Origin of the sequence: Campylobacter sp., assembly GCF_030528245.1 — a bacterium.
In the GTDB taxonomy this organism is placed as follows: Bacteria; Campylobacterota; Campylobacteria; order Campylobacterales; family Campylobacteraceae; genus Campylobacter_D.
The window spans coordinates 1-20,842 of sequence record NZ_JAUMZG010000008.1 but is presented as its reverse complement, the minus strand read 5'-3'; the positions used below and the strand labels follow the sequence as shown (position 1 = coordinate 20,842).

The 20,842-nt window shown below is 46.0% G+C and carries 18 protein-coding genes; 8 read left to right on the top strand and 10 right to left on the bottom strand.

Translation table 11 applies throughout. From position 1 onward, the window contains the following. Positions 1-12: 12 nt before the first annotated feature. Entirely contained in the window at positions 13-585 is a 573-nt protein-coding gene (locus Q4A73_RS02635; protein ID WP_303205888.1) for a YceI family protein, read from the bottom strand. A gap of 60 nt (positions 586-645) precedes the next feature. Then, on the bottom strand, positions 646-1,011 hold the full coding sequence (locus Q4A73_RS02630) for an HIT family protein (protein WP_303205887.1): 366 nt from the start codon (positions 1,009-1,011) through the stop codon (positions 646-648). A gap of 93 nt (positions 1,012-1,104) precedes the next feature. Between Q4A73_RS02630 and Q4A73_RS02625 the strand changes: the two genes are divergently transcribed. Next, positions 1,105-1,650: a putative metalloprotease CJM1_0395 family protein gene (locus Q4A73_RS02625; RefSeq protein WP_303205886.1), complete on the top strand. Its 546-nt coding sequence runs from the start codon at positions 1,105-1,107 to the stop codon at positions 1,648-1,650. A gap of 88 nt (positions 1,651-1,738) precedes the next feature. Here Q4A73_RS02625 and fumC read toward each other — a convergent pair whose 3' ends face one another. The 5 genes from fumC to Q4A73_RS02600 form a co-directional block, all read right to left on the bottom strand. Next, positions 1,739-3,130 (bottom strand): class II fumarate hydratase, encoded by a 1,392-nt coding sequence (gene fumC, locus Q4A73_RS02620; protein ID WP_303205885.1) that lies wholly within the window; start codon positions 3,128-3,130, stop codon positions 1,739-1,741. Between the two features lie 84 nt (positions 3,131-3,214). Next, positions 3,215-4,081, bottom strand: a complete 867-nt coding sequence (locus Q4A73_RS02615; protein ID WP_303205884.1) for a hypothetical protein — start codon at positions 4,079-4,081, stop codon at positions 3,215-3,217. Beyond that, a complete protein-coding gene (locus Q4A73_RS02610) occupies positions 4,071-4,274 on the bottom strand; it encodes a hypothetical protein (RefSeq protein ID WP_303205883.1) in 204 nt (67 codons plus the stop codon). The genes Q4A73_RS02615 and Q4A73_RS02610 overlap by 11 nt, the downstream gene beginning before the upstream one ends. A 60-nt stretch (positions 4,275-4,334) precedes the next feature. After that, entirely contained in the window at positions 4,335-6,131 is a 1,797-nt protein-coding gene (gene glmS / locus Q4A73_RS02605) for a glutamine--fructose-6-phosphate transaminase (isomerizing) (protein WP_303205882.1), read from the bottom strand. Position 6,132: 1 nt separating this feature from the next. Then, positions 6,133-8,430, bottom strand: a complete 2,298-nt coding sequence (locus Q4A73_RS02600; RefSeq protein WP_303205881.1) for a nucleotidyltransferase — start codon at positions 8,428-8,430, stop codon at positions 6,133-6,135. A 122-nt stretch (positions 8,431-8,552) separates the two neighbouring features. On the opposite strand from Q4A73_RS02600, the gene mqnE reads away from it, so the two are divergent. From mqnE to Q4A73_RS02570, 6 genes are read left to right on the top strand one after another with little or no spacing between them, the layout of a single operon-like run. Further along, a complete protein-coding gene (gene mqnE, locus Q4A73_RS02595) occupies positions 8,553-9,629 on the top strand; it encodes an aminofutalosine synthase MqnE (RefSeq protein ID WP_303205880.1) in 1,077 nt (358 codons plus the stop codon). Beyond that, positions 9,626-10,942, top strand: a complete 1,317-nt coding sequence (locus Q4A73_RS02590; RefSeq protein WP_303205879.1) for an NCS2 family permease — start codon at positions 9,626-9,628, stop codon at positions 10,940-10,942. Before mqnE ends, Q4A73_RS02590 begins: the two co-directional genes overlap by 4 nt. Before the next feature lie 9 nt (positions 10,943-10,951). Further along, entirely contained in the window at positions 10,952-11,392 is a 441-nt protein-coding gene (locus Q4A73_RS02585; RefSeq protein ID WP_303205878.1) for a phosphoribosyltransferase family protein, read from the top strand. Between the two features lie 45 nt (positions 11,393-11,437). Continuing rightward, the gene (locus Q4A73_RS02580) at positions 11,438-12,124 is read left to right on the top strand and encodes an MlaA family lipoprotein (RefSeq protein WP_303205877.1); all 687 of its coding nucleotides are present in this window, start codon (positions 11,438-11,440) and stop codon (positions 12,122-12,124) included. Positions 12,125-12,133: 9 nt separating this feature from the next. Then, entirely contained in the window at positions 12,134-12,703 is a 570-nt protein-coding gene (locus Q4A73_RS02575) for an ABC transporter substrate-binding protein (protein WP_303205876.1), read from the top strand. Continuing rightward, positions 12,703-15,168 carry an MMPL family transporter gene (locus Q4A73_RS02570; RefSeq protein WP_303205906.1) on the top strand — a complete coding sequence of 822 codons (2,466 nt, stop codon included), beginning with the start codon at positions 12,703-12,705 and terminating at the stop codon, positions 15,166-15,168. Before Q4A73_RS02575 ends, Q4A73_RS02570 begins: the two co-directional genes overlap by 1 nt. Before the next feature lie 6 nt (positions 15,169-15,174). Here the strand turns inward: Q4A73_RS02570 and rdgB are convergent, their stop codons facing one another. After that, complete coding sequence (rdgB, locus tag Q4A73_RS02565; RefSeq protein WP_303205875.1) at positions 15,175-15,774, bottom strand: RdgB/HAM1 family non-canonical purine NTP pyrophosphatase; 600 nt, start codon at positions 15,772-15,774, stop codon at positions 15,175-15,177. A 143-nt stretch (positions 15,775-15,917) separates the two neighbouring features. On the opposite strand from rdgB, the gene Q4A73_RS02560 reads away from it, so the two are divergent. After that, on the top strand, positions 15,918-17,237 hold the full coding sequence (locus Q4A73_RS02560) for an MFS transporter (RefSeq protein WP_303205874.1): 1,320 nt from the start codon (positions 15,918-15,920) through the stop codon (positions 17,235-17,237). Here Q4A73_RS02560 and acs read toward each other — a convergent pair. Both acs and Q4A73_RS02550 read right to left on the bottom strand, forming a co-directional pair. After that, a complete protein-coding gene (gene acs, locus Q4A73_RS02555; RefSeq protein WP_303205873.1) occupies positions 17,234-19,186 on the bottom strand; it encodes an acetate--CoA ligase in 1,953 nt (650 codons plus the stop codon). The two genes, Q4A73_RS02560 and acs, sit on opposite strands and share 4 nt — an antisense overlap. A gap of 116 nt (positions 19,187-19,302) precedes the next feature. After that, entirely contained in the window at positions 19,303-20,679 is a 1,377-nt protein-coding gene (locus Q4A73_RS02550; protein WP_303205872.1) for a glycosyltransferase, read from the bottom strand. Positions 20,680-20,842 lie beyond the last annotated feature (163 nt).

Sequence of the window (20,842 nt, the reverse complement as noted above, 5' to 3'; positions counted from 1 at the left end):
GGCTTAAGATGATTATTTTTCGTTCGCCTCCACTTCAATATCAAGCCAAATTTCATCGCCTAAAGTTATGGTTTTTGTACTTGGAGCAAAGTTAAACTCGCTTCTTTTAATGAGCCCTTTCAAGCTAAAGCCTATTTTTTCTTTCATGCTATCGAGCTTAATTACCCCGCCGATTTCTGTGTCCAAAACGATTTCTTTAGAAACGCCAGCGATGGTTAAAACCCCCGTCATCTTTCCCCTATCATCCCCGCTTTTTTCGTATTTTTTCATCACAAAGGTCATATCGGGGAATTTTTTAGCCTTAAAAAAATCATCTTGCTGCAGATGATTGTCTCTGGTTTTATTGTCAGTATCCACTGAAGCGACCTTTATGGTGGCCTCCAGCCTTTTAAATTCCTTGCTTTGAGGGTCAAAATCAATCACCGCATCATAATCCTTAAAATTGCCCCTGACATTGCTGATTTGCAAATGTTTGATCTTAAAACTCACATCCGTGTGCGTTTTATCCAAAGTATAATCCTTCGCCAAAAGGCTGGAGCAGAGCAACAGGGCTGTCGCGATGGCGGTCAAAAATAATTTTTTCATCGTTTCTCCTTAAAAAATATTTGAAATTCTACTCAAAAAAGCTAATTATTCATTAATAATTTATTGTAATTTTTCCCTTAAAAAATCTACAAAATTTTCAAATTTGGGTAGGTTGAGTTCTTTCAACTCTCTTTGTTGCTTACCCCACATGCATTCTGGAAAAAAAGCATCCTCCCTAAAACGCGCCATAATGTGAAAATGCACCCTTGGAAGATAGTTGGCAAAGGATGCGATATTGATTTTATCAGGCTTGTAAAAGGCTATCAGCGCCCTCTCGCAAAGTAAAATTTTCTCAAAAAGCTCTTTTCGTAAAAACTCAGGACAATCGCTCAATTCTTTGTAATTTTTTTGCGTAAAAATTTTGATCCAAGGTATTTGCGCCTCCTCTTTTTCAATGTAAAAATTCTCATTTTCGTAAATTCGCATCCCCTCTCCTCGTGCAAAATTTGACAAAATTATATAAAATTTTTAAAACCAGTTTAGATATAATTAATAAAAAATTTAAATAAAGGAAAAGCCATGCGAATCGATTCCAATTACAATCACTATCATTCCAGCTTTCAAAAACAGCACAATGAAAACGCCAAAAATTCACAAGAAGAGCCAAGGCAAATGATCAATGGCGTTGAGCTTAACGCAAAGGAAGTGCAGGCCCTAAGGGAGCTTCAAAACATAGATCGCAATGTCAAAGCTCACGAAGCGGCGCATCAGGCAGCGGGTGGGGGGCTTACGGGAGCGGCGAGTTTTAGCTATGTCAAGGGGCCTGATAACCAAATGTATGCTGTGGCGGGTGAGGTGCCCATCAGGATGCAGGAGGGCAATACGCCCGAGCAAACCATAGCCAACGCGAGGCAGATTATCGCTGCTGCTATGGCGCCATCCGATCCCAGTCCTCAGGATTATAAGGTCGCCGCAAACGCTGCTAAGATGGAGTTTGAAGCAAGGGCAGAAATGATGAAAATGAAGGCCCAAGAGGCGAAAAAACAAAAAGATTCGCAAGAAAATGCAGACGAAGAAACAAATTCTTCGGCCTCAAACCACATCATCAAGGCAGGCACCGCTTAAAATTTGAGACAAAAGAGCGAAAATCAAACGACACTTAAAACAAATCTGCAAGCCAGAAAAATCAAGCAATTTTCATTGCTTGATAATCCTAAGCCTTAGGTCCTATCATCTTGCTAGGATCGACGAAATTCTTAAAATCCTCCTCACTCACCAAGCCCAGCTCCCTAGCGCTCTCTTTCAAAGAAATGCCTTTTTTATGGGCATTTTTCGCCACCTTTGCTGCGTTTTCATAGCCGATGTGAGGATTGAGGGCGGTAACGAGCATCAAAGAATTGTGCAGGTTGAAGTCTATCTTCGCACGATTTGGCTCAATGCCCACAGCACAATGCTCATTGAAAGAAAGCATCGCATCAGCTAGCAAATCAAGGCTCTGCAAAAAATTATAAATAATCACCGGCTTGAAAACATTGAGCTCAAAATTCCCCTGAGATGCCGCAAAACCGATGGCCGCATCGTTTCCCATCACCTGCACCGCCACCATCGTCATCGCCTCGCACTGGGTGGGATTGACCTTGCCCGGCATTATGGAGCTTCCGGGCTCGTTTTCTGGGATGATGAGCTCACCAAGCCCGCACCTAGGACCCGAGGCCAACCACCTGATATCGTTAGCGATTTTCATCAAATTTGCCGCCAGCCCCTTCATCGCGCCGTGCGTGAAATTTATCGCATCGTGGCTGGTTAAGGCGTGGAATTTATTAGGACTGGAAACAAAACTCGTGCCCAGAAGTTTGCTCAACTCCTCGCTCACTTTCTCACTGAGCTGCGGATGCGCATTAAGCCCCGTGCCAACCGCTGTGCCGCCAATGGCAAGCTCCCTTAAGGTCGGCAAAGAAGCGATAATTTGCTCTTTGGAGTGCGTCAGCATGGACAAATAGCCGCTAAATTCCTGCGCCAGGGTGAGCGGCGTGGCATCTTGAAGATGCGTGCGTCCGATCTTGATGATGCCCTCAAATTCTCGCACCTTCCTCTCAAAGGTAGCGATGAGGGTATCCAGAGCGGGGACTAGCTTTTTCTCCACCTGCTGCACGGCTGCTATGCTCATCGCGGTCGGGAAGGTGTCGTTGGAGCTTTGGCTCATATTCACATCGTCATTGGGATGCACGAGCTTTTCTTTGCGGAAATCCCCACCCATGAGCTCGGTAGCGCGGTTAGCGATGACCTCGTTTAAATTCATATTGCTCTGCGTACCCGAGCCCGTCTGCCAGATCGCAAGGGGGAAGTTGTCGTCAAATTTTCCCGCACAAATCTCATCGCAAGCCTTAACGATGGCGTCTTTTTTCGCATCGTTAAGCTTCCCCAGCCTGTTATTGACAAGGGCTAGGGACTTTTTGAGGTTGGCAAAAGCATGAATCAAAACCCTAGGCATCTTTTCAATGCCGATTTTGAAATTCTCAAAGCTTCTTTGCGTTTGAGCGCCCCAATATTTTTCATCAGGCACTTTCACCTCGCCCATCGTGTCGCGTTCGACTCTATAATCCACCTTAAACTCCTTTGCTGATGTAAGAATGGCGGATTTTATACAAGTATCATTAACCTTTTTTTAATGAAAAGTTAAAATTTTCGATCAAATTTTAAAATCAATAATCCTAAAATCATAATTTGAAAACTGCCTTGAAAAATCTTGACTCAAATTTTGCCTCAAGTCATTTTGGGATGCTAATTTTTCATACTGGCTAGGATGCTGCACCCGAAACTGCGCCAACTCCTGCTGCGTGAGCGCAGAAAGACCCCCCTCAAGCACTTTTGTCAGCAAATCTTTAGCCTTCTTCTTTTTGCTCGCATTAAAAGCCCTGCTAGCCACGTCCAACTCATCAGCCACCCTCGCAAAAGTCCTCAAATCGTTAGTATCGTAAAGCTCACTGTAATCCACCTGACCATCCAAATTTTTATCGCTATTCAACCTATCATTCAAGCCCGCTTCGATGTCGATTTCATTAAGCATGGTCGAATCAGCTCGCATCTTGCCCGCATAAGAAAAGTGCACATTTCTACCCTCAATGCCAATCTCGGTCGTATGCAAATAGGCATTCTCAAGTTCAGAGCCCGCTATAATGCCATCCTTGTCCGCATCGGCCTGGAGCCAATTTAACCCATAGGCCATATCGCTAAACCACGAAGAAACGAAATTTTGCGCATCGGCATTGAGCCTGATGCTCCCATCTTCTCTTTGAAAATAGTTTCCTTCGTCTTTAAATTTATTTCTCAGTCGTTCAAAATTATCCTCGCTCAGGCTGAGTTTGATGAGTTGATCGCTATGCCCATCCTCAAAAACCACCCTCACGCCCACGCCATTAGAGCCAAATTCTAGCATTTTGGCCCCCTCCTGCTCCTCCTTTGCGAGCTCATTTTGTGAGTGAGCTTGCAGGGCTACTTCGCCGGACCTGATATAAGCACTAGAAAGGGATTTAAAATTAATGCCATCAATATTCATCGCCGATCCTTGGATATTTTGAAAAAAGCTTCAAACGACACATCGAGCCTTGATAGAAGGGTAAAGCATTGCAATAGCGAAGCTGACTATAATAATAAGCATCATACCCCCTCACCCTCGCATCTTCTTTAGAAAAATTTTTGCCAGCAAAAAGCACCGAAGAGATAAAAAGCAACAGAACAAAAATTCTCATCCCGGCTCCTTCTGTAGATAAATTTCCCACCATATCGGCCACGGGATCAAAAATTTAAGCTCACTCCACCGTTACACTCTTGGCCAAATTGCGCGGCATATCCACATCATTGCCCAGCCTGATTGAAATTTCCATTGCCAAAAGCTGCACCACAAGCATCATTTCAAAAAACTCACACATATAATGCTCATGCTCCCCAGTCCTGATAAAATCATCCCCCAGCTCAAATTCTAGCGGCGAAATGCACAGCAGGGTTGAGTCCCTAGCTATCAGCTCCTCCACATTGGATTTTGTCTTTTCATACAGCTTTTTTGAGGGCATCAGCGCTATGGTGTAAAGCTTAGAATCAGCCAAAGCGATGGGGCCATGCTTCATCTCTCCCGCAGGATAGCCCTCCGCATGCAAATAAGAAAGCTCCTTAAGCTTTAGTGCCCCCTCCAAGGCCAGCGGGTAAAACACATCTCGCCCGATGAAAAAAAAGCCATGCCCGTCCAAATAGCGCTTGGAAAGGCGACGAATTTTCTCGTGCATCGCCTGCTTCACCACCACGCAACTTGGAATTTTCAAAAGCGCCCCAAGCTCGCCAGCAAGATCCATTTTTTTCTTTTGCGCGATGAAGATCGCTAGCATCCACAGCGTCAAAACCTGCGTGGCAAAGGCCTTCGTGGAGGCTACGCCCTTTTCAATACCCGCTCGGGTCAAAAGCGAAAAATGTGCCAAACGAACGATGTTGGAATTATCCACATTGCAAATGGCTAGGCTTTTTGCTCCCTTTTGCTTGGCGATTTTTAGGGCTTCTAGCGTGTCTGCGGTCTCGCCACTTTGCGAAATGACGACGAAAAGAGAGCCCGGCCTAACGATGGCGTTGCGGTAGCGAAATTCGCTCGCTATCTCCACCCTAGCGCTCACTCCCGCCACACTTTCAAACAAATAACTCGCCGCCAAGGCCGCATGATAGCTCGTCCCACAGGCGCAAAGCGTGATCGCATCAAGCCCCTCCAAATCCTCCCCCTCAAGCTCATCAAAAACCACCCTCTCGCCCTCAATGCGACCCATCAAAACCTCGCTCATCACGCGACTTTGCTCGTAAATTTCTTTCTCCATGAAAAAACGAAAGCCGTCTTTTTGCGCGTAGGCCTTATCGCTGCTAAGCTTGACGAAGGTGCTATTTTTAGGGGCTCCGTTTTCAAAAATGACCAGCTCCTGCGCCCCCGCATAGCCCAAACTCAAATCCTCAAGATAAATCACCTCGCTAGCGCTACCGATGAGCGCAGCATCCCCGCTCGCAAAATAAAGCTCTCCCGCAGCATTCTTACCCACGATCAGGGGCGCGGCATTTTTAGCAAAAAAGACCCTCTGCGCATCCTTTTTTGTGATGAGTAGGATGGCAAAGGCTCCGCGTAGGCGCTTGATCGTCTTTTCAAAGGCCGCAAAAGCGTCCAAATTTTTCGTGTAAAATTCAAACAATTGCACGATGATCTCGGTATCCGTTTGGCTCAAAAAGCTCACACCCTCCGCCTCAAGCTCGTCTTTAAGCTCCTTGTAATTTTCAATGATGCCATTGTGGATGACGCAAGAATACTGCCCCAAATGCGGATGAGCGTTGATTTCATTGGGCTTGCCGTGGGTCGCCCATCGCGTATGACCTATGGCAAGACCCTGCCCCTGACTGCTAAAATCCTTGCATTTGTTGGCTAAATTTTCGAGCTTACCCACAGCCTTAAAAAAACGCAGCTCCCCCCCACTCATCACCGCCATCCCAGCGCTATCATAGCCTCTATATTCTAGCTCTTTGAGCCCATTTAGAATGACTCGTTTTTTCTCATTTTTTCCTATGTAGCCGACAATCCCGCACATTTCACCCGCCTATTAGAGTATTGATCAGTCTTTCTTGATGGTTGAGCAGGGCATCATTCTTGTGAAAGATGAAAACATTGCGCGTTCTTTGGCGTATGGTTTGAATTTTTGCCGTGCTCAAATGCAAATCATAAAGACTGAAAGTATTCACAATAAATGCCATCAAACCCTGCTGGTCCCTAGCATTGAGGTTTAATTTTGCATAAAATTTAGAATAATTTAAGTCCAATTTTAGCTCGTCTTTTTTAATGCTTGGCTTTTTGATCTTCTTTTTGATGGGATTTGTGAGGGTTGAGTTTAAAAGCGCGTAAAGCTTGCTTTCTTCGCTTTCATCGACGCGATTGGCGTATTCAAATTTGAGATAAATTTTATCATCAAAAAGCTCATAAAAGCTCATAAAAATGAGGTTGAATCGAGTGAGGGCGTTGAGGATAAATTCTGGCTTGAAATTCTTACTTGCGATGATTTCTAGGCTCAAATTTGTCCGGGTACTCAGCCAGAATTTGAGAGGATTCTCACGCGCTAAAATAGCGATTTTAACGATATCCTCAGGGCTATTTTTGATGACGAAAAGATTGGATTTGATGTGGAGGATTTTATCGCGCAAAATTTCATCTTGTTTTAAAAAAATTCCACTCCGCTTCAAGGCCCACTCTTTTTTGAGGCGCCTCGTGCCCTCTTCTAGCAAATTCACATCGCTAAAGCCCTCTTTTGCGTTTTCCAAAAGCCTATTCAAAACCCTGCAAAAAAAATCCCCCATGCCAAAAATTCTAGCCCTAAGTCCCGTCAAAAGATGCAAAAGCTCTAAACTCCTCACATCCTCAAGCCGCGAAAGCAGCCCGGTGATGATGATGGGATTGTAAATGTCCTCCTTTTCGATGAGATCCTTAAGGGCGTTAAAATGCCTACACAGACGCACTCCGAGCTCTAAATTTTGCGCCCGCAAATCCCACCGACTGCAAAAGGCCCTGAAGGCCCCGCCCCTCTCCTCCCCAAGCGCGTGAAAAAGCAAAACAAGCTTCAAAAGCTTTTCCTCCTCCTCGCAAAGCTCCCAGCTTGAATCCTCAAAGCCGCGCAGGAGCAAAAAGGCCTCCACATCAAAGCTATACTCGCCCTCTTCATGGCACAAAAAGCGCTGCAATGGCCTGAAAATAAGGGCTAGCTTCCCGCTATCGAGCAGGAGTTTTAAAAGCGCAAAGCTATGCTTTCTCTCAAAAAAGCCCTCAAAAATTCGCAGGGCCTCCTCGCTTTTTGTCCTCTCAAAGGGCAGGATTTGCAGGGCATGAACCCAGTGGATGCTGAAATTTTGCGGCACATCATCCAGCGATGATAAAACTTGCAAAGCCTCGATAAGGCTTGAAAATTTAGGCTCTTGGGCGGAGGATCCGTTTTTGATTTTTTCACTCAAAAAAATGCTATAAAAGCTGATCGTATGCATGCTTTGGAGAATTTTTCCCACAAGCAGGGCGGCCGCTTTTGAATTTTTTTTGCCCTTCTTATACATCAAATCCGCCATTTCTTCGGCTACTGAGAGGGAAAATCTGTCTTCGTCTTTTCGGCTTTGCAAATTCAAAGCCGACTTGAAAGAAAGCACAAATTCCCCAGCCAAACGCAACCGACTAAGCTCCCCCTCATCGATGAAATTTAGGGCGTGATTGCGCGGGGAATTTTTAAAAAGCGCGAGCAAATCATCCAGTCTTCTCAGGTCCAAAAGCCCGCCACACTGCTTTTTGAGGTCAAATTCCTGCGGGGTGAAAACGGGGTAAGCATGGGGGGAAAACAGACCCCGCGCCAAAGAGTCCTTGTGCGTGCGTAAAAGCCTTTCAAATTTCTCCTTGCTTTCCTTAAATAAGGGCTTTGAGCCGCAAATGAAGCGCGTTTGTATGAGGGAGCTGATGAGGGGGCTATCCCTGAGCCCATCAAGCCCGTCAAGCTCTAAAATCACATGATCAAGCCGCAAGCCGACATCATTCAAAACGCCTATGAAGCTTTTAATCATCATTTTGAGTTGGTAAATTTTGAGATTTTTATAAACCAAAATGAGGGGCAGGGTCTCCTCAAAACAAAGCCCATTTTTCGCATAATAGCTGCGCGCGATGACGCAAAAAGGCACGAGCTGGGGCGGGGGCAAAAAGTCCCCAAAATAAGCCCTCAAAACCGCCACATAAGCCCTCTCAACCCAGCCATCCACCTTTTTACAATGATGCTGGCTGAAAGAGCCCTGCTTTAAAAAAAACCTTTGACAATGCCCACGGTATGCGATGATTTCGTCTTTTAAGGCCTGCGTTTCCTCAAACAACCCCAACCTCGTTTTGCAAATTTAAGGCCCCATTTTAGCCTAGAATTTACGCTTTGATTCTAAACTATCTTTCAGTAAGCGAAATTTATAATCGCGCTTTAATTTCACACAGGCAAACAACGATGCAAAAACTCATCCACGAACTCGATCAAGGCGCCAGAATAAGCAAGGAGCAAGCCTTCAAGCTTTATGATTTGGACCTTTTCACTCTGGCAAAATACGCCCACAAAAAGCGCACCGCCCTGCACGGACGCAAGGTTTATTTCAACCGTAATCGCCATATCAATCCCACCAATATCTGCGCAGACACCTGCAAATTTTGCGCCTTTTCAGCCCACAGAAAAAATCCCAACCCCTACCTGATGAGCCATGAGGAAATTCTAAACATCGTCGAGGACACGCTAAAACGCGGCACAAAAGAGGTGCACATCGTCTCTGCGCACAACAAAAACACGACTTGGCAGTGGTATTTGGAAATTTTTCAAAAAATCAAGCAAAAGCATCCTCAAATTCACATCAAGGCCCTCACCGCAGCCGAGATTGACTTCATCCATCGCAGGTGGGGACTTAGCTATGAGGCGGTGGTGGAAAAGATGCTCGAATATGGCGTCGATTCTATGCCCGGCGGGGGGGCGGAAATTTTCGATGAGGGGGTGCGTGAAAAAATTTGCAAGGGCAAGGTCAGCAGTGAGAACTGGCTCAAAATCCACAAAATTTGGCATCAAAAGGGTAGGCAGAGTAACGCCACGATGCTTTATGGGCACATTGAAAAAAGAGAGCATCGCATCGATCACATGCTAAGACTCAGGGCACTGCAGGATGAAACGGGCGGTTTTAACGCCTTCATCCCGCTGGTGTGGCAAAAGGACAATAGCTTTTTGGATGTGAGGGAGCAGCTTGATAGCGAGGAAATCCTCAAAACCATCGCCATCTCGCGTCTGGTGCTGGATAATATCCAAAACATCAAGGCCTACTGGGCGACCATGACCTTGAATTTGGCCATGGTGGCGCAGGAATTTGGCGCGAATGATTTGGATGGCACGATAGAGAGGGAAAGCATACAAAGCGCAGGGGGGGCAAAGTCGGCTAGCGGGACGGGCTTGAAAACCTTCATCGAGCTCATACAGACCTCAAATTTCCTGCCTGTGGAGAGGGATAGCCTGTATAATGAGCTTCAAATTTATCAAGGCTGTGAATGAATTTTTTTGACCTAAAGGCTCACGGCACTGATGTCAAAACCGAGATTTTAGCGGGGCTTACGACTTTTTTAACCATGGTCTATATCATCCCCGTAAATTCCTACATCGTAAGCAACACAGGCATGCCCCTAGAGGCCCTCATCACGGCCACAGCCCTCATCACCATCATCACCAGCGCCTTCAACGGCCTCTTCGCCAACACACCCGTAGCCATGAGCGTGGGAATGGGACTCAATGCCTATTTCACCTTCGTGGTTTGCCTGGGGCAAAATGTGCCCTGGCAGAGCGCTTTGGGGGCTGTTTTCATCTCCAGCGTCATTTTTTTGGGGCTTTCTTTTACAAATTTCCGCCTGTGGGTGATCCGCAGCATCCCTAAGGATCTGCGTCTGGCGATTTGCGCGGGGCTTGGCCTCTTCATCGCCTTTTTAGCCCTCACGCAAATGGGCATCATCGCGCACAATGAAAACACCCTCATAGGCCTTGGGAATTTCAAAGATCCCAATGTTTTATTCGGGATCTTCGCCCTCATCGTCCTCATGTTTTTCTGGGCGATGGGACTGAAGGGGGTCTTCATCATCGCCATCCTCACCAACGCCATCATCGCTTGGAGTTTTCACATTGACGGGGCTAGCTTCCCGCAAAATTTAATCTCCCTGCCCAATTTCAGCAGCCAAGACGGCCTGGGGGCGATCTTTTTGCAGCTTGACATCAAGGGCGCTTTGAGCGTTTCGATGGTGCCTGTGATCTTGACCCTCTTCATCATGCAGCTTTTTGACAGCATAGGCACGGTTACGGGCGTGGGCGAGCGGGATAAAATTTTCGACGAACCCGTTACAGGCGAGAAAAAGCTCGGAAAAACGCTCATCGCCGATGCGCTAGGCTCCACCGCGGGGGCTATGGTGGGCACTTCTACGGTGACGGCCTTTGTGGAGAGTAGCACGGGGGTTGAGAGCGGGGGGAGGACGGGACTAGTCGCCGTGGTGGTGGCTTTTTGCTTTGCTTTGACCCTGTTTTTGCTGCCACTTTTTAAGGCAATCCCGGCCAACGCAATCTACCCCGTGCTCGTGATGGTGGGGATTTTGATGTTTGCCGCGGTGAAAAACATAAATTTTAAGGACAGCGCCATCGGCGTGGCCAGCTTTTTCACCATCATCATGATGCCCCTTAGCTACTCCATCACAACGGGCTTTGCCTTTGGATTTTTGTCGTATTTGATGATGCTGATTTTCAGGCGCGAGTGGGATAAGATCAATCTTGGCGTGGGAATTTTGGGCCTGATTTCTTTGGGAAATTTTTTATTGATCGCCCTGTGAGGTGGGGGAGTGATGTTTTATTCTTACGATGAATTCAAAGACGATGTGAAAATTTTAGCCCGGCAAATCCAAAAAGAATTCGCCCCCGATGCTCTTTTAGCCGTAGCTAGAGGGGGGATGAGCCTGGGGCATTCTTTGGCGGTGGCTCTTAAGACACGCTATCTTTTCAGCCTGAACTCCATTCACTATGAGGACACAAAAAAGCTTGATAGCATTGAAATTTTCAACATCCCAGACCTTAGCAAATATCAAAAAATCCTCCTGATTGACGATATCATTGACAGCGGTGAAAGCTTGAGAGAGATCACGAGAGTTTTGCAGGAAAAATTCCCCCACATCCAGCTTAAAATCGCGACCATCTTTTACAAAAAAAGCGCCCTTTTAGAGCCTGATTTTAAGCTAAAAGAAGCCAAAGAATGGGTTGAGTTTTACTGGGATATTGAAATTTAAAATTTTAAAGTACAATAAAGCCAAACGACCCCTCAAGGAAAAAAGTTGAAAAAAATTTTATGGCTGTGCTTGATTTGCTCCTTTGTTTTTGCGGATGAAAATTGGAAAGATTTTGAGCAGGAGTATCAAAAATACGAAGTGAGCGATCCACTCTCAGGCTACAATAAAATCATGACGCATTTTAATGTCTTGCTTTACGATCACGCCCTTGGCCCTATTTTAAGAGGCTACAACGCCATCACGCCAGAATTTATCCGCGAGGGGGCGCAGAATTTTTTCGAGCATCTTTTGGGGCCCTTTCGCTTTGTGGGCAATGTCTTGCAGCTGAAATTTAACAACGCCGGGGAGGAGTTTCAGCGCTTCTTGGCTAATACCATCATGGGCTTTGGTGGCTTTATGGATCCTGCCTCTAAGATGGGGCTTAAGAAGCATCCGGCCGATTTGGGCTTGGTATTAGCGCACTGGGGTGTGGGCGGAGGCTTTCATATCGTCTTGCCCCTCTTAGGACCTAGCAATCTCAGGGATGCCCTGACCCTGCCCGCGCTTTGGTATGCCTCACCTGTGGGCTACTTAAAGCCCGCTTGGGTCAGCACGGCGGTGGGGGCTTATAGCTTTGGCAATGAGCTTTCTTTTAGGCTTGATGAGGTGGATGCGATCTATCACAACGCGCCGAATTTGTATCCTTTCTTGCGCGATGCTTACGAGCAAAGGCGCGAGGAGCTTAGTAAATAGGAGAAGGTGATGAAAAAAATAATTTTGTGTTTGGCACTGGTTTTAGGCGGCTTTGCCCTAGAGCTTGATGAAATTCAAAGCACGATGCAAGAAAAGATCGATAAAAGCCTGAAAATTTTGCAGAATGCTAAAGCGGACAAAAAGGCAGCGGCAGCAGAAATTTTTACGCTTTTTGATGGGATTTTTGACTACGAGCTGATGGCAAAACTCTCCCTTTCTGAGCACTATGAAAAACTGACAGACGAGCAGAGGAGGGAATTCGCGCAGGCCTTTGAGGCCAGCCTTAAAAAAAGCTTTACCGATAAATTAGAGCTTTACAAGGATCAAATTTTAAAAGTGAAGAGCGCGGAGCAAAAAAACGAAAAACGATACTTCCTCACAAGCTCCATGGTCGTGGATGGCGAGGAAAAATTCATCGTTTTCAAATTCTACAACGAAGCCGACAATTGGCTCATTTATGATGTGGATATTTTGGGCATCAGCATCATCCAAACCTACCGCTCGCAATTTGGCGACATCCTCAATAACGGGGATTTTAAAACCCTCCTTGAAAAGCTAAAAACCATTACCATCGAGTGATGCTGGCTAGAATTTTAAGGATCTTCATCCGCCACCCCCTGGCTACCTTTTCAAGCACCCTTTGCCTTTGTGCGCTTTTGAGTCTTTGTGCGCTTGGGCTTTCTGTGGATGCGAGTGCGCAGAGTTTGCTTTTGGAGGATGATGAGGATTTAAAAATTTATAGAGAACTCTCAGGGCACTATCCGAGTGATGATTTTTTGATGCTAGCCTTCAGTCCCAGCGATGAAAATCCCTTTTCTCCTCGCAGTCTAGAAAGGGCTCAAGATCTCCACGCCAAGCTCGAGGGGCTTGAAGGCGTGGAGCGGGTTCTAAGCATCATCAACGCTCCCTTGCTTTCAAGCAGCGATAACGCCGACCTCAAGGAGCTTCTCAAAAATATCCCCACCATCACAAGCAAGGACATCAATGTGAGCAGGGCCAAGGATGAGCTTCTTCACAGCCCTTTTTACCAAAGCAATATCATTTCAAAAGACGGCAAGGTTGCAGCCTTCATCATCTATTTTAAGCCCGATTTGATCCACGCAAAACTCATCGAGGACAGGGACAGAGCAGATACGGAAGAGGAAAAAAATCGCCTCCGCCTCGCACTCAAAAAGCACCAAGAAGCGCAAAATGAAAGCAATAAAAAAATCCTAGAGCGCATCAAATCCATCAAAGCCCAGTTTGAAGCGGGGGGCGATGCGCTGTATTTGGGCGGGGTGAGGATGATCAGTGATGACATGATCAGCTACATTAAAGAGGATTTAAAAATTTACGGGCTTTCTTTGGTGCTTTTGCTCGCCCTTGCGCTTGGGTATTTTTTCCGCTCTGTGCCGTTGATGCTTTTATCGCTTTTGATTTGCTTTGCCTCCTTGGGCGCGGCCAGCGGGGTTTTTGCCCTCTTAAATTTCCCCATCACCGTCATCTCGTCCAATTACGTTGCCCTCGTCCTCATCATCACCCTCAGCATAGTCGTGCATATTTTGACGCATTTTTTAGAGACGCTCAAAATTCGCCCCCAAAGCTCCCTCCAAAACATCGTCCTCCAAACCCTCCTCGCCAAGGCAAGGCCTAGCTTTTTTGCCGTGCTCACTACGATGATAGGCTTTTTTTCACTGATTTTCTCCCACATTGAGCCCATCATTAAGCTCGGCATAATGATGAGCGTGGGGATAGGGATGGCCTTGATTTTTTGCTACCTCTTTTTGGCAAGCGCCCTCATACTCATAGGAAAAAGAGGCTCGCAAAAGGAATTCAAGCTTTCATTTTTGCATTTTTGCGCCCATTTGAGCCTGAAGCACAGGATGAAGGTTTATTGTGCCAGTCTTTTGGTGATCCTCATCGCCTGCGTGGGTTTGCCGAGGCTTGAGGTGGAAAATTCCTTCGTCAATTACTTCAAAGACGGCAGCGAGATTAAAAAGGGCCTGATCCTCATTGACAGGCAGTTGGGCGGCACGCTGCCACTTGATGTTGTCGTTCGCTTTAAGGAAATTCAAAGCAAGGGGGAGGGTTTGGACAGCTTTGAGGCAGAATTTCAAGCCCTAGCCGCCAAGGATACCTACTGGTTCAACAGTCAAAAAACAAGGCTTGCGAAGAAAATTCACGAGCACCTAGCCCAGAACGAATTTGTCGGATCGGTTTTAAGCCTCAACAGTCTTTTGAGTTTGGGGGCGACGATTAACGGCGGGAAGGATTTGGACGACTTCTCCCTCGCCTTTCTTAATGAAAATCTCCCCGATACCTTCAAGCAGGACCTGCTCTCCCCCTATGTCAATATCGAAAACAACGAACTGCGCTTTAGCCTACGCATCATCGACTCAGACCCCGCTCTGAAACGCAATGAATTTTTACAAAATTTACAGCAGGATTTAAACTCGCTTTTGAAGGATGAGGGCGTGGAGGTGCAAGTAACAGGCCTCATGCTCCTCTACAACAATATGCTCCAAAGCCTCTTTTCTTCGCAATTTGACACCTTAGCCTTTGTGCTTTTGATGATATTCTCGCTTTTTGTTTTGATTTTTAGAAGGCTCAAAATCGCCCTCATCGCCCTCATTTGCAATGTCTTGCCCCTCAGTCTCGTTTTCGCTCTGATGGGACTGCTTGGCATCCCTTTGGATTTGATGAGCATCACCATAGCCGCCATCGCCATAGGCATCGGCGTGGATGATATTTTGCACTATCTTTACCGCTTTGAGGAGGAGCTGAAGCATCAAAGCCCCGAAAATGCGGTGAAAAATTCCCACCTTTTCACGGGTGCGGCGCTTTATTACACGAGCGTCAGTATCGTTTTGGGCTTTAGCGTGATGATGAGTAGCCATTTCATTCCTACGATTTATTTTGGACTGCTCACCACCCTTGTCATGCTCTTACTTTTGGGGGGGAGTCTTGTTTTATTGCCCTGCCTGCTTTTAAGTTTTATCAGGAAAAATAAAGCTGCAAAGCCATCCACGCCACATAAATCAAAACAACAAAAACCAAATATTTGACAAATTTCATTTCCCAACCTTCTTCAAAATATTAAGCATGATTTTAGCCAAATTCAAAGCCTTGAAGCGATGCGAAAGGCGGTTTTTCTCCGCAGCATCAAGCTGGGCAAGAGTTTTCTCAAGCCCCAGCGGGACGAAGAGGCTATCATAGCCAAAGCCCTTTTCTCCAAGCTCCCTGCAAAGCACCCTCCCATACATCCTCGCCTCAGCGCTAAAATTCCCCCATTTCGAACGCAAAGCCACCGCACAAACATAATGCGCCCCACTCTCCTCAAGTCCCCTTTTTTTAAGCTCTGCCATGAGTTTAGCCCGGTTAGCCGCGTCCGTTTTTTGCGAGGAATACCGCGCCGCATAAATTCCTGGCTCCCCTCCCAAAGCATCCACGCAAAGTCCGCTATCATCGCTCAAAACCACAGCCTCCTCATCCCGCAAGGCCTCAAAAACCGCCCGGGCCTTTATGAGGGCATTTTCCCTAAAACTCGTGCCATTTTCCTCTATCGCAAAGGGCTCTATCACTGAGTCCAGCGCGCACAGGGTGAAGCCCTGCAAGATGCTTTGAATTTCAACAATCTTATGCTTATTGCTCGTGGCTAGGATGATTTTCATCTCTCAATCCTTCTATCGCGGCTAAGATCCAAAAAAGCGTCATCTTACAACAACAAACTTTTTAAAGATTTAATCCAGTCTTAATCAAGCCTTAATGCAATGTTTTATAAAATCCGGCCCAAAATTCAACCCTAGGAACCACCATGCTAAAAAGCGTCCTGCCACTATCTTTCATCATCGCGACACGATTTTTCGGCCTTTTCATCGTTTTGCCCGTTTTGAGCCTTTATGCCTTGGAACTAAGGGGGGCAAACAGCCTTCTCATCGGCCTACTCGTAGGGATTTACGCCCTGATGCAAATGCTCCTGCAAACACCCTTTGGCATCCTAAGCGACAAAATAGGACGCAAAAAAACGATGCTTTTGGGGCTTGTCATTTTCATCATAGGCTCACTGCTTTGTGCGGGGGCAAATGACATCTACACCATGCTTCTGGGGCGCATTTTACAGGGCAGCGGCGCTATCGGCGGGGTGGCTAGCGCGATGATAAGCGACTTCATCCCCGAAGAAAAACGCAGCAAAGCGATGGCGATGATGGGCGGATTCATCGGCATAGCCTTCGCGGCTTCTATGGTGATTTCCCCTTGGATGAGTGCAAAATGGGGACTTTCAAGCCTTTTTGAGCTGAGTGCTGCCCTTTCTTTTTTTTGCATCATCTTGCTCTACACTGCCGTACCCAAAGAAGAAAAAATCACCCACACAGACGAAAAAACATCCCTTGTAAGCCTCCTCAAAGAAAAAAATTTAAGCCTCCTAAACGCCACAAATTTTTTGCAAAAAATGCTCCTTAGCCTTAGCTTCTTGCTCATACCGATTTTTTTGACTAAAAGCGCTTTCCAACTTCCCAAAGAAAATTTGTTTGAGGTCTATTTGGGGGCTATGTTGTTTGGATTTTTGGCTATGGGCTTTGCGGGGGCACTGGGTGAGAGAAGGGGCAAAAGCAAATTTTTGCTTCTTTTGGGAGTTTTGCTTTTTACTTCAAGCTACATCATCTTCGCCCTCTCGCCCCTTTTAGCTTCCTTAGAATGGGGGATTGGGGTCTTCATCAGCGGCGTGGTGGTTTTTTTCATCGCCTTCAATCTGCACGAGCCACTCATGCAGTCCTGCGCCTCTAAATTCTGCAAGGCTCACTCCAAAGGCGCGGCTTTGGGACTCTTCAACGTCTTTGGCTATGCGGGGGGTTTGGCTGGGGGTGTGGCTGGGGGTTTGATTTTAAAATTCCAAAATCCAACCCTGCTTTACGCTCTGGTTTTTCTTTGTTTGTTTTGGTTTTTAGCCCTTTGCTTTTTGAAAAATCCTAGCGATTTTAAGAATCTCTACCTCAGCGCCCAAAAACTAAGCCCATCAAAAAATCTTAAAGAACATCCCGCCATTGTGGAGGTTTATCAAAACACTGGGGGCTGGGTTGTGAAATTTGACTCGGCAAAAATCAGTCAAAAAGAGCTGGAAAAAATCCTAGCCTAACGCCCCTTTGCAAGCTCCACAATGCGAGCAACCACAGCCGAATCCTCCAAAGTAGAAATATCCTGCTTGAGCTCCTCTCCTCTGGCAATGGAGCGTAAAATTCTCCGCATGATCTTCCCGCTTCTCGTCTTAGGCAGTCCGGGCGTGTAGAGGATGTGCTCGATTTTTGCGATGGGTCCAATCTCTGCTCTTAAAATTTCGTTGAGCTCTTTTAAAATTTCAAGTTCCTCGGCGAGATTGGCGCTAGAATTTAAAACCACAAAGGCGAACAAACTCTCCCCCCTAATCTCGTCCAAAACACTCACCACAGCCGACTCGGCCACGCTTTTGTGCTTGGCCAAAGCCGACTCCACTTCTGCTGTGCCGATGCGATGCCCCGCGACATTGACCACATCATCCGTGCGTCCTGTGATAGTGATGTAGCCCCTCTCATCGTAAAAAGCGCCATCCCCGCTAAAATACACAGCCCTACCATCCTTCTTAGCCTGAGAAAAATAGCTCTGCTTGTAGCGCTCCTCATCACCCCAAATCCCCCTAATCATCGAAGGCCAGGGCCTAGTGATGCAAAGCAATCCATCCTCACCCACGCCCTTTTTATTCCCCTCCTCGTCAATAATTTCTGCAAAAATTCCCGGAAGCGGCAAGGTCGCGCAGCTTGGCTTTAGTGGCGTGGCGCCTGGCAGAGGGCTTATCATATGCCCACCCGTTTCGGTTTGCCACCAAGTATCCACAATGGGGCATTTCGACCCCCCCACGCCCTCATAAAACCAAGCCCAAGCGCTAGGATTTATCGGCTCTCCCACCGTCCCCAAAACCTCGAGCGTGCTCAAATCGTAATTCTTAGGCTCATCCGGCGCGTCTGCATAGAGCATCCTGATGGCCGTTGGGGATGTGTAGAATTTACTCACCTGATACTCCTCTATCATCCTCCACCATCTCCCAGAATTTGGATAAATCGGCGTGCCCTCATACATTATCGTCGTCGCCCCGCAAGCTAGGGGTCCATACACCACATAAGTGTGGCCTGTGATCCATCCCACATCCGCACTGCACCAGTAATTATCATAATCCTTAATGTCAAACACCCACTCCATCGTAAGCTGCGCCCACAAAATATAGCCCGCACTCGAGTGCATCACGCCCTTAGGCTTACCCGTAGAGCCTGAAGTGTAAAGCAAAAAAAGCAGATCCTCGCTCTCCATAATCTCAGGCTCACACTTGTATGATTCGTTTTTCACCAGCTCATTATAGACATAATCACGCCCCTTGATGTAGTCGATGGGCTCGCCGTTGCGTATGACGATGAGGACCTTTTCCACACTTTTACAGCCCTCGCTCAAAGCCTTATCCACCGCAGGCTTTAGCATGTAGGGCTTGCCGCGCCTGAAGGCCCCATCAGCCGTAACGACAAGCTTGGCTCCCGCATCCTCTATCCTATCTCTCAGAGCTTCGGGAGAAAAACCTCCAAAAACCACACTATGAACAGCTCCCACCCTCGCACAGGCTAGCATCACAATGGCACTTTCTGGGATCATCGGCATATAAAGCACCACTCTATCGCCCTTTTTGATGTCAAATCGTCTCAGCAAATTCGCAGCCTTGCAAACCTCGTGAAAAAGCCTGCGGTAGGTATAAACCTCATAATCTCCACGCTCTCCTTCAAAAACGATAGCGGCTTTATTGCGACGCGTTTTTTGATGCCGATCGAGACACTGGTAGCTCACATTAAGCGTCCCACCTTCAAACCACCTATAAAAAGGGGCCTTGTTTTCGTTTAAAACCTTAGAAAATGGGCTGAACCAAGAAATTTTCTCCAAGGCCATTTTTTTCCAAAAATTTTCAAAATCCTCCTGCGCTTCCTCGTAAAGATCATAATACTCGCAGATATTTTTGATTCGTGCGGACCTTGCAAAATTTTTATTGGGTTTGATGAGGGCATCAAAATTCATCTTAAACTCCTTGAAATTTTTACCCTCAATTGTATGAAAAGTTTAGAAATTTGCAATTCTATTCCAGAAATAATTTAAGAAAAAATTTAAATTTATGTATATTTTCGTAACAAAATTTAAACATTTATTTTATTGGATGAGGGGATGAAGAGGCATAAAATTCTGCCTATTTTGTAAGAAAGGTGTTTTTTGATCTTTCGCACCTCTAAATTTTCGTCATTTTTATCAAAATGGATGTAGGGAAAATTTGAAAGATTGTTTTGAAAAATTTCTTGCTCGCGGCTAAAGCGCCTGTAAATTTTCCAAAGCGTGAATGGTAGAGAAATCAAAGCGCGAGGATTTTTGTAGGCGCTTAAAAAAGCAAAGCCCAAACGATAGGCCAGTCCTTGCCTTACACATTCTGCCGCGCTGAGGGGGTGCTTTTGAAGATGGGCTTTAAAGTCTGCTAGCAGGTCCTTCAAATTCAAAGGATCCTTTGCCATAAATAAAAGCGATAAGGATTTGTCCAAAAAAATGAACAAAAAATAAGTGCGCATTTTTTCAAAGTCCTCCTGCGAATTTTCCTTAAAATAGTCCATCATATAGGCACTGCTCAAGATCCAGGACCTAGCCCATTGATAGGCCTTGAAGCTTTCAAAATCCCCGCAAGCCTTAAACAAATCATAATTATAAGACCTAGGAGAAATTTCATTCAAAGGATTCATCGTGCTGTTGGGATGAATTTGGTAGAGATATTTTTTTTGAGGGTAAAGATAAATTGTTTCCGCCCTCATAAAAAGCAAAATGCCAAAACAATGATCCTCATAGATGATGCCGTTGATGAATTTGAGCTTGATTTTTTTGAGAAAACTAAAATCAATCATCCCCTGCCAAACGAACCAAAACAACGGCTTTATCTGCGCCCTCTCAAACCACTGAGCCCGCGTGATGAACCCCTCCTCAGCGTAGGAAAAAATTCGCATCTGGCTGGGAGGGATTTTTTTAAGAGCGATGGTGCTAGAAATTTGATAATCAAACCACAAAACATCCGCGCCGATCATCCTTTCAACGCACTCTGCGACGCAGTCTCGCTCCAAAACATCATCCCCATCAACAAACTGAATGTAAGCGGGCTCTTGTATGCTTTGTTTGGGATTTTTGTAAATGCCTTTGATTTTTAGAGGGTTAGCGCCCTTCACGCCCAGCACCTCAAAACCCTCCAAGATCCCTTTTTTTACAAGCGTCTGCGTTTGCATTAGCAATTCAAGCGCGGCGTTTCTGGCGCTACTTTGTCCGCCATTTTCTTTATCGATGATGATGATACGCTCATCCTTTAGGGCGTATTCTTTAGCGAGGCGCAAAGAATCATCATCGCTACCATCATTGACAAGAACAATACACAAATGCGGATAGCTTTGAGCGATGAGGCTATCAAGACAAGCCGCGAGCATTTGATTTAAATTGTAAAAAGGTGCGATGAGAGCAACAGTTTTATCGGTATTTTCATTTAGCATTTTAGAACTTTAATGGAAATTTTTAATGCTATTTTAATTCAAAATTCACAAATCCAGGTTCAATTATCTGCGCTTTAAAAATTTCCTACCAAAACCTGAACTTTCCAAAAACAACAAAAGCCTAGACACCGCTTTGCAAAGACTGAGCTCAGGCTTTAGGATC

What these genes read in the sequence shown, in the direction of transcription:
- Q4A73_RS02635 (WP_303205888.1), bottom strand. Translation starts at nt 585, where the DNA reads ATGAAAAAATTATTTTTGACCGCCATCGCGACAGCCCTGTTGCTCTGC.
- Q4A73_RS02630 (WP_303205887.1), bottom strand. Translation starts at nt 1,011, where the DNA reads ATGCGAATTTACGAAAATGAGAATTTTTACATTGAAAAAGAGGAGGCG.
- Q4A73_RS02625 (WP_303205886.1), top strand. Translation starts at nt 1,105, where the DNA reads ATGCGAATCGATTCCAATTACAATCACTATCATTCCAGCTTTCAAAAA.
- Q4A73_RS02615 (WP_303205884.1), bottom strand. Translation starts at nt 4,081, where the DNA reads ATGAATATTGATGGCATTAATTTTAAATCCCTTTCTAGTGCTTATATC.
- Q4A73_RS02610 (WP_303205883.1), bottom strand. Translation starts at nt 4,274, where the DNA reads ATGAGAATTTTTGTTCTGTTGCTTTTTATCTCTTCGGTGCTTTTTGCT.
- glmS (WP_303205882.1), bottom strand. Translation starts at nt 6,131, where the DNA reads ATGTGCGGGATTGTCGGCTACATAGGAAAAAATGAGAAAAAACGAGTC.
- mqnE (WP_303205880.1), top strand. Translation starts at nt 8,553, where the DNA reads ATGCAAAAACTCATCCACGAACTCGATCAAGGCGCCAGAATAAGCAAG.
- Q4A73_RS02590 (WP_303205879.1), top strand. Translation starts at nt 9,626, where the DNA reads ATGAATTTTTTTGACCTAAAGGCTCACGGCACTGATGTCAAAACCGAG.
- Q4A73_RS02575 (WP_303205876.1), top strand. Translation starts at nt 12,134, where the DNA reads ATGAAAAAAATAATTTTGTGTTTGGCACTGGTTTTAGGCGGCTTTGCC.
- Q4A73_RS02570 (WP_303205906.1), top strand. Translation starts at nt 12,703, where the DNA reads ATGCTGGCTAGAATTTTAAGGATCTTCATCCGCCACCCCCTGGCTACC.
- rdgB (WP_303205875.1), bottom strand. Translation starts at nt 15,774, where the DNA reads ATGAAAATCATCCTAGCCACGAGCAATAAGCATAAGATTGTTGAAATT.
- Q4A73_RS02560 (WP_303205874.1), top strand. Translation starts at nt 15,918, where the DNA reads ATGCTAAAAAGCGTCCTGCCACTATCTTTCATCATCGCGACACGATTT.
- acs (WP_303205873.1), bottom strand. Translation starts at nt 19,186, where the DNA reads ATGAATTTTGATGCCCTCATCAAACCCAATAAAAATTTTGCAAGGTCC.
- Q4A73_RS02550 (WP_303205872.1), bottom strand. Translation starts at nt 20,679, where the DNA reads ATGCTAAATGAAAATACCGATAAAACTGTTGCTCTCATCGCACCTTTT.